The sequence below is a fragment of the Oleiphilus sp. HI0080 genome, from assembly GCF_001635135.1.
The window spans coordinates 1-6642 of record NZ_LWFU01000517.1 but is presented as its reverse complement, the minus strand read 5'-3'; the positions used below and the strand labels follow the sequence as shown (position 1 = coordinate 6642).

Annotated in this window: 5 protein-coding genes and 1 rRNA gene; 3 read left to right on the top strand and 3 right to left on the bottom strand. The window is 46.6% G+C overall.

Annotated elements, in window-relative coordinates:
* A partial coding sequence (locus tag A3751_RS10925) for a PadR family transcriptional regulator (RefSeq protein WP_197466282.1) occupies positions 1–352 on the bottom strand: 352 nt, incomplete at its 3' end.
* 99 nt (positions 353–451) lie between these two features.
* Here A3751_RS10925 and A3751_RS10920 point away from each other — a divergent pair.
* Entirely contained in the window at positions 452–2065 is a 1614-nt protein-coding gene (locus A3751_RS10920; protein WP_068455694.1) for an NAD(P)/FAD-dependent oxidoreductase, read from the top strand.
* Between the two features lie 34 nt (positions 2066–2099).
* Here the strand turns inward: A3751_RS10920 and A3751_RS10915 are convergent, their stop codons facing one another.
* Together A3751_RS10915 and A3751_RS10910 are read right to left on the bottom strand one after the other, a co-directional pair.
* Positions 2100–3215 (bottom strand): anhydro-N-acetylmuramic acid kinase, encoded by a 1116-nt coding sequence (locus A3751_RS10915; protein ID WP_068455691.1) that lies wholly within the window; start codon positions 3213–3215, stop codon positions 2100–2102.
* Between the two features lie 9 nt (positions 3216–3224).
* A complete protein-coding gene (locus A3751_RS10910; protein ID WP_156498466.1) occupies positions 3225–4541 on the bottom strand; it encodes an OapA family protein in 1317 nt (438 codons plus the stop codon).
* 208 nt (positions 4542–4749) lie between these two features.
* On the opposite strand from A3751_RS10910, the gene tyrS reads away from it, so the two are divergent.
* Together tyrS and A3751_RS10900 are read left to right on the top strand one after the other, a co-directional pair.
* Positions 4750–5949, top strand: coding sequence for a tyrosine--tRNA ligase (gene tyrS, locus A3751_RS10905; protein ID WP_068455685.1), 1200 nt, complete (start codon positions 4750–4752; stop codon positions 5947–5949).
* Between the two features lie 499 nt (positions 5950–6448).
* Positions 6449–6642 (top strand): 16S ribosomal RNA (locus tag A3751_RS10900); the annotation flags it as partial.

The following is a 6642-nucleotide window of genomic DNA, read 5'->3' as shown; positions in this document are numbered from 1 at the left end:
GCCTCTGCAGTTCTTCAAAAATACTTTTCTCGTCTCCCGCTGCTGTGCCATAAAGCTTGACCAAAAGAGCATCATTTGTTTTTGAGGCAGAGACGGGTTCTGCAAGCCATGTTTGTAGCTCCGTACGCCCTTTATGACTAATTTCATATACTTTTTTGTCCGGTTTTCCTTTTTGAGTCGCGTTCTCGCAATTTATCAGGCCGTCCTGATTAAGTACTTTCAGCTGATGATAGATCTGCTGGTGCTTGGCATTCCAAAAGTAACCGAGGCTCTCACGAAAGTGTTTTAGTAGATCGTAACCAGAGCTGGGCTCTTGTTCGAGCATGACTAGGATGGCGTGCTTTAGGGACAAACTCTTTACTCTTTTTATATGCAATTTGTTGCATAATATTTTAGAACTGAATACTATGCAAAAAAACATAAAAAATTATCTAAAAAGGCTGCTTTGATTATGGTTCGCACTGGTACACGTTTTCGAAAGAAAAAGGCTTCAGATCATTATGATGTGATTGTCATCGGCTCCGGTATCGGTGGGCTGGCAAACGCTGCATTGCTTTCTAAGTTAGGTAAAAAGGTATGTGTGCTGGAGCAGCACTATACGGCGGGTGGTTACACGCATGCATACGAGCGCGAAGGTTATGAGTGGGATGTGGGTGTTCATTATATTGGCGAGGTGCACCGACCGCACAGTACATTGCGCCGCGTATTTGATGTTATTACTGACGGAAAGCTTGAATGGGCGGAGATGGATCCTCTTTATGATCAAATCGTGATAGGTGAAGATTACTACGACTTTGTTGCTGGAAAAGAAAACTTCATTGAACAGATGGCTTTTCGTTTTCCGGACGAAGCAGCCGCGATTGAAAAATACGTCGAGCTTCTATACAAAACCAGCTCTCTTGTTCCTAAGTTTTTCGCCGGCCAAGCGCTACCCAAAGTGGCCGGCTCACTATACAACCGTTTTAAAGAGAAACTGCTGCCAGACTATTTGTTCAAAACCACGTATGAGGTGCTCTTTGAGCTAACGGATAACCAAGAGCTTATTGCCGTGTTAACAGCGCAGTGGGGCGACTATGGGCTGCCTCCAAAGAAATCTGCATTTATCATGCATGCCATGGTTGCGAAACATTATCTTAATGGTGGTGCATACCCTGTGGGAGGTGCAGCAAAGATCGCTGAAACCATTATCCCCTTGATTCAAGCGGCTGGTGGAGAAGTGTTTACCTATGCCGGAGTCGATGAGGTGCTGGTTAGAAATAACAAGGCTTATGGTGTCCGGCTCGTTAAAGGTGAAGAAATTACAGCAGATGCAGTCGTCAGCTGCGCGGGGCTAGTACCGACGATCAACAAGCTTTTGTCTGAAGAAGTCGTCAAGGCTAATGGCTACGACAAGCTGGTAAATAAGGTTCAGACATCCTCTGCGCATCTTTGCATTTATGCTGGGTTTAAAGGGAATGCAGAGGAGCTAGGAATTCCGAAGAAGAACTTCTGGATCTATCCAACCTACGATCATGACGCTTCAGTCGAGGCCTTTCATGAGAGTAAAGATTATGATTTTCCGCTTATCTATATCTCTTTTCCTTCTGCAAAAGATCCTAACTGGGATGAGCGTTATCCCAATAAGTCTACTGTTGAGATCGTCACAGTATGCAAGCCTGAGTGGTTTGAGCAATGGCAAGGAACAACGTGGGGCAAACGAGGTGAAGAGTACGATGATTTGAAGCAGGAATTGACTGATCGTCTAATGGCGACCCTATATAAGCAAATGCCTCAATTAAAAGACGCGCTTGATTATGTTGAGCTTTCTACGCCTCTTTCGACGCAATGGTTCCAGTGGAATGAGGGCGGTGAAATATACGGAATTGAACACGATGTTGATCGTTTTCGGCAAAACTGGATTCACCCGAAAACAGAAATCAAAAACTTCTATTTGACTGGCTCGGACGTGGTGACTGCTGGAGTTGGTGGAGCGCTCATGGGTGGTGTTATGACCACGATGGCGATGATGGGGCTCAAGGCAAGTAAAGTCACCGAGTTGCTAAAGAAAGGCGTTATTTCGACATGATGTTCTGGCGGATCTCGGACATTGGCTTAGGGGGCTATGCGTAGTGTATTGCGCCAAGTATCTTGGCCTTTTTGGCCCCCGTCACAGACGGAAGATTTCCAGGCCGTCTTTCGAGAGTTTCTCTAGCAAGCCAAGCGAATGCAGCAGCCTCGACGTCATCCGCCGGAAGTCCTAGCGTATCCGTTTTGTTTAATAAAGTGGCCTTTGATAGAGCTTTTATCCTCTCAACCAAGAATGCGTTATGAGAGCCTCCTCCGCAAACATAGATCTCGACAGGCTCTTTCGTGCTTTCTTGTTTAATGGCGTCAGCGACGGTTGTCGCTGTTAGCTCTAGCAAAGTCCGTTGAATATCTTTGGGTGAAGCATTCTCAATCGAATTCTTTTCAAGCCAGGTCATGTTGAAGTATTCCCGGCCAGTGCTTTTGGGTGTCGCCCGAGAAAAATATTCATCGCTGAGCAGTTTCGAGAGTAACGGCTCGATAATCTCTCCGGTTTGGGCCCATCGACCATCTTTGTCGTATGGTGTTCCAAGGTGTTTTTCTGTCCAGCGGTCCATTAATGCATTTGCCGGGCCGATGTCATAGCCATAAACGGATGCTGATGCTTCTTCTTGAGGGAGTACACTAATGTTGCTGATGCCGCCCAAGTTTATGATCAAGCGCTTTGATTTTTCGCTCGAAAAGACTTGCTTGTGAAAGGCAGGCACTAATGGCGCGCCTTGCCCGCCTGACATTAAGTCGGCCATTCGAAAATCAGCAACCGTTGTAATCCCAGTGATTTCACTTACCGCAGCAGCAGAGCCAATTTGAATTGAGAAAGGATGGTCTAAGTCCGGTCGGTGCCGGATGGTTTGTCCGTGGCTCCCGATCGCTTTGATCTCAGAGCGAACGACAAAGTGATGTGCTTCAATGAATTTGTTTATAGCGTGTCCGATGAATCGGCCAAACGCGGTGTGGGCTCGTCCAAGCCGTTCAATTTCGCTAGGGCCAGGCGAGCAAAGAGATGATAAATCCGCTTGCAGTTTGTCTGGGATTTTTTCGCAGAATGAAGCAGCGACCTCGCAGAAATCTTCTTCGAAGGACACAAGTGCGAGGTCTAAACCATCAAGGCTTGTGCCCGAGATGCAGCCAATATAGTACTCTCGGGGCATGCCTGGTCGCTATTGTGCGTTAAACGCGAGTTGATAATCCTCACGCAGTGTTTGCAGTTGCGCTAAAAGAGGTTTGGTCTGCAGAGCAAACTGCGTTAACTCCTCGCTTGGTACTGGTTTCGCATGAGGTAGTTTTACCCGGACAGGGTTTTTGTGTACGCCGTTAACGCGAAATTCGTAATGCAGGTGAGGGCCAGAGGCGAGTCCTGTGCTACCAACATAGCCGATAACTTGCCCTTGCTTAACGCGTTTTCCTGTTTTTACGTTTCGCGCAAATTTAGTCATGTGAGCGTATAGCGTCGTGATTTTCTGGCCGTGCTGCAATATCACTGCATTGCCATAACCACCTTTGCGGCCCGCAAATACGACTTTTCCATCACCTGTTGCTTTAATTGGTGTGCCTCGTGATGCCGCATAGTCAGTGCCTTTGTGGGCGCGGATCTTGTGTAGGACCGGATGCTTTCGCTTAAGATTGAAATGCGAAGAAATACGTGCAAAGTCTACAGGGGTGCGAAGAAACGCTTTGCGCATGCTTTCACCAGATGGGGTGTAATAGTTTGAAACGCCGCTCGAGTCTGTAAACAGAACCGCTTCAAGGTTGCGTCCTTGATTGCTAAAATTCGCCGCGAGGATTTTGCCGTTTTTGTACTTTTTGCCGTCCACATAAAGCTTTTCGTATATAAGGCTAAAAGCGTCTCCTTTACGGATGTCTAAAGCAAAATCAACATCCCATCCAAAAATGTTTGCGAGGCCCATTATCTGGGCTTGAGACATGCCCGCTTTTTGACCTGCAAGAAATAAAGACGAGTCGATGACGCCCTCAACATATTCGAGCTCTACTTCAGGCTCCTTGGTTGCGATCTCAGTACTAAAACTGCTGTCATCTTGACGGTTCAGGTAAACGCTTTCGATTGGTGAGCGATCTAACCTAATTCTAATGAGTTTCTCGCTTTCATCGCTGAGAAAGGCGATCGTCTCGCCAGGGTAGATTCGTGTCAGCTCTTTATTCTTATTTCCTGCGCCAAGGACCGCATACATCGTGGTGTCGTTGTAACCGGCTTGTGAAAAGAGTTTAGATAGAGTGTCGCCTTCTTTGACGGTAAAGCTGTGCCAATTCTCAACTGGCTTTGTTGGCTCAGCTGGCGGCTTTACTTCATCGTGTAGAGCAGCAATCGATGAGCTCGGCACGTCGCTAATTTCAAGCTGCACCGTCGTGCTCTTGTTGGCGTTTACTTTGCTGCTCGGGCTGATAAGCAGAACCAATGTCAGGAGAGCGCCAACAGTGCCGGCAGCAAGCATGTGGGTTTTAGGAAATGCGTGAACCAAAATTTTGCCTTAATTCAGTAACTAAACGGAGTGTTATAACAATATTTCTAAGTATAGAGCTCTTCGCGCACTCCGCAAAGAGGAAGTGCTGAAAGGAGGCTTACATCACGATTAAAATTGGTATAATGCCGCACTTTTTATGATTGAGAGCGTTTTATAAGCCCGAGAGGCGCATTGTAAGCGTTAAAGAGGGCTTGGAGAAGAGTTGATGGTAAGTGTAGAAGAGCAACTTGCGCTAATTAAGCGTGGTGCGGATGAGTTGATCGTCGAAGAGGAATTGGTCGAAAAATTAAAGGCTGGGAAAAGGCTTCGTGTAAAGGCGGGGTTTGATCCAACGGCTCCTGATTTGCATCTTGGTCATACCGTTCTCATTAATAAGCTGAAGCAGTTTCAGGATTTGGGGCACGATGTCTTGTTCTTGATCGGTGACTTTACCGGAATGATCGGAGATCCAACAGGAAAAAGTGCAACGCGTCCGCCATTAACGGCTGAGCAAGTAATGGAGAATGCTCAGACTTATAAAGAGCAGGTGTTTAAGATTCTAGATCCTGAGAAAACCACAGTGATGTTTAACTCGGAATGGATGAGCAAAATGAGTGCGGGCGATATGATTCGCTTGGCTGGGCAATATACTGTTGCGCGGATGTTGGAACGTGATGACTTCAGTAAGCGTTTTAAGGGGGAGCAGTCAATTGCTATCCATGAGTTTTTATATCCTCTCGTTCAAGGTTATGACTCCGTAGCGATGTGTGCAGATGTGGAATTGGGGGGGACTGATCAGAAGTTTAATCTTCTTATGGGGCGTACTTTGCAGAAAAGCGCCGGACAGCCCCCTCAGAATATTGTAACGATGCCGCTTCTAGAGGGATTGGATGGTGTGCAGAAGATGTCTAAGTCTTTGCACAACTATGTTGGGGTAAATGATGCGCCTGGGCAGATGTACACAAAGTTATTGTCGATGCCTGACGCATTGATTTGGCGATATTTTGAGCTGCTAAGTTTTAAGGATATGACTGAGGTTTCTGAGTTAAAGGCGTCTGTCGATGCTGGGCGTAACCCTCAAGAGGTCAAAGATATATTTGCTCGTGAAATCATAGAACGCTTTCATGGGGCTGAAGCTGCTGCCAGTGCGCACAAAGGAGTGGGCAATCAGGTTGCTCTTGGTGAGATTCCGGAGAATCTTGAGGAGGTTGTGGTTGATGCGGATTCGCAGGAGGAGCTGCCTATATCTGCAGTGTTGCGCTTGGCGGGTTTGGTGAAGAATGGTGCAGCTGCTAAAGATGTGCTTGGGCGCGGTGCAGTCTATGTTGACGGCAAGCCGGTTGAGGCGACACTAAAGCTTCGGGTCAGTGGGCGCTTTGTGGTGCAGGCAGGCAAGAAGAAAATTGCTCGGGTGGTTATTAAGTAGTCGTTGCGCGTTGAAACTCGATTTTTTATAAAAAAGGTGTTGACCGCAAGGTCAGGATATTTATAATGCGCGCTCGCTTTGAGAGACAGCCCGCAAGGGTTGAACGAAAAGCGAAGACGAGCCGGGTTAGCGGAAATATAGGCTATATAAGTACCTGGTTTTGTTGATAACTTTTCGCTGATTTGTTGGCTTCAAAAAATAAATCAGAAACTTCAAAAAAGTCGTTGACAAGAATGTGAGGCTCTGTAGAATACGCGCCTCGCTTGAGGGAACGAAGCAGTTCATCAAGCACCGATCTTTAAAAATTAACCAAGCAATTCGTGTGGGCGCTGACTGAGATGATGTCACGTTAAAGCTTTGAAGTTCTTAGGAGTTTCTAGCTATTAAGAGATTATCAAGTCAACGTTCTGTGAATTCATTTATTGTAAACAGTAATTGTTTTATACAGTAGTTTTACTTGAGCAAAATTTAGATTCCTTTTGGAATCACTTGAGAGATTAAACTGAAGAGTTTGATCATGGCTCAGATTGAACGCTGGCGGCAGGCTTAACACATGCAAGTCGAGCGGTAACAGATCTAGCTTGCTAGATGCTGACGAGCGGCGGACGGGTGAGTAACGCGTAGGAACCTGCCCAGTAGTGGGGGATAGCCCGGTGAAAACCGGATTAATACCGCATACGCTCTACGGAGGAA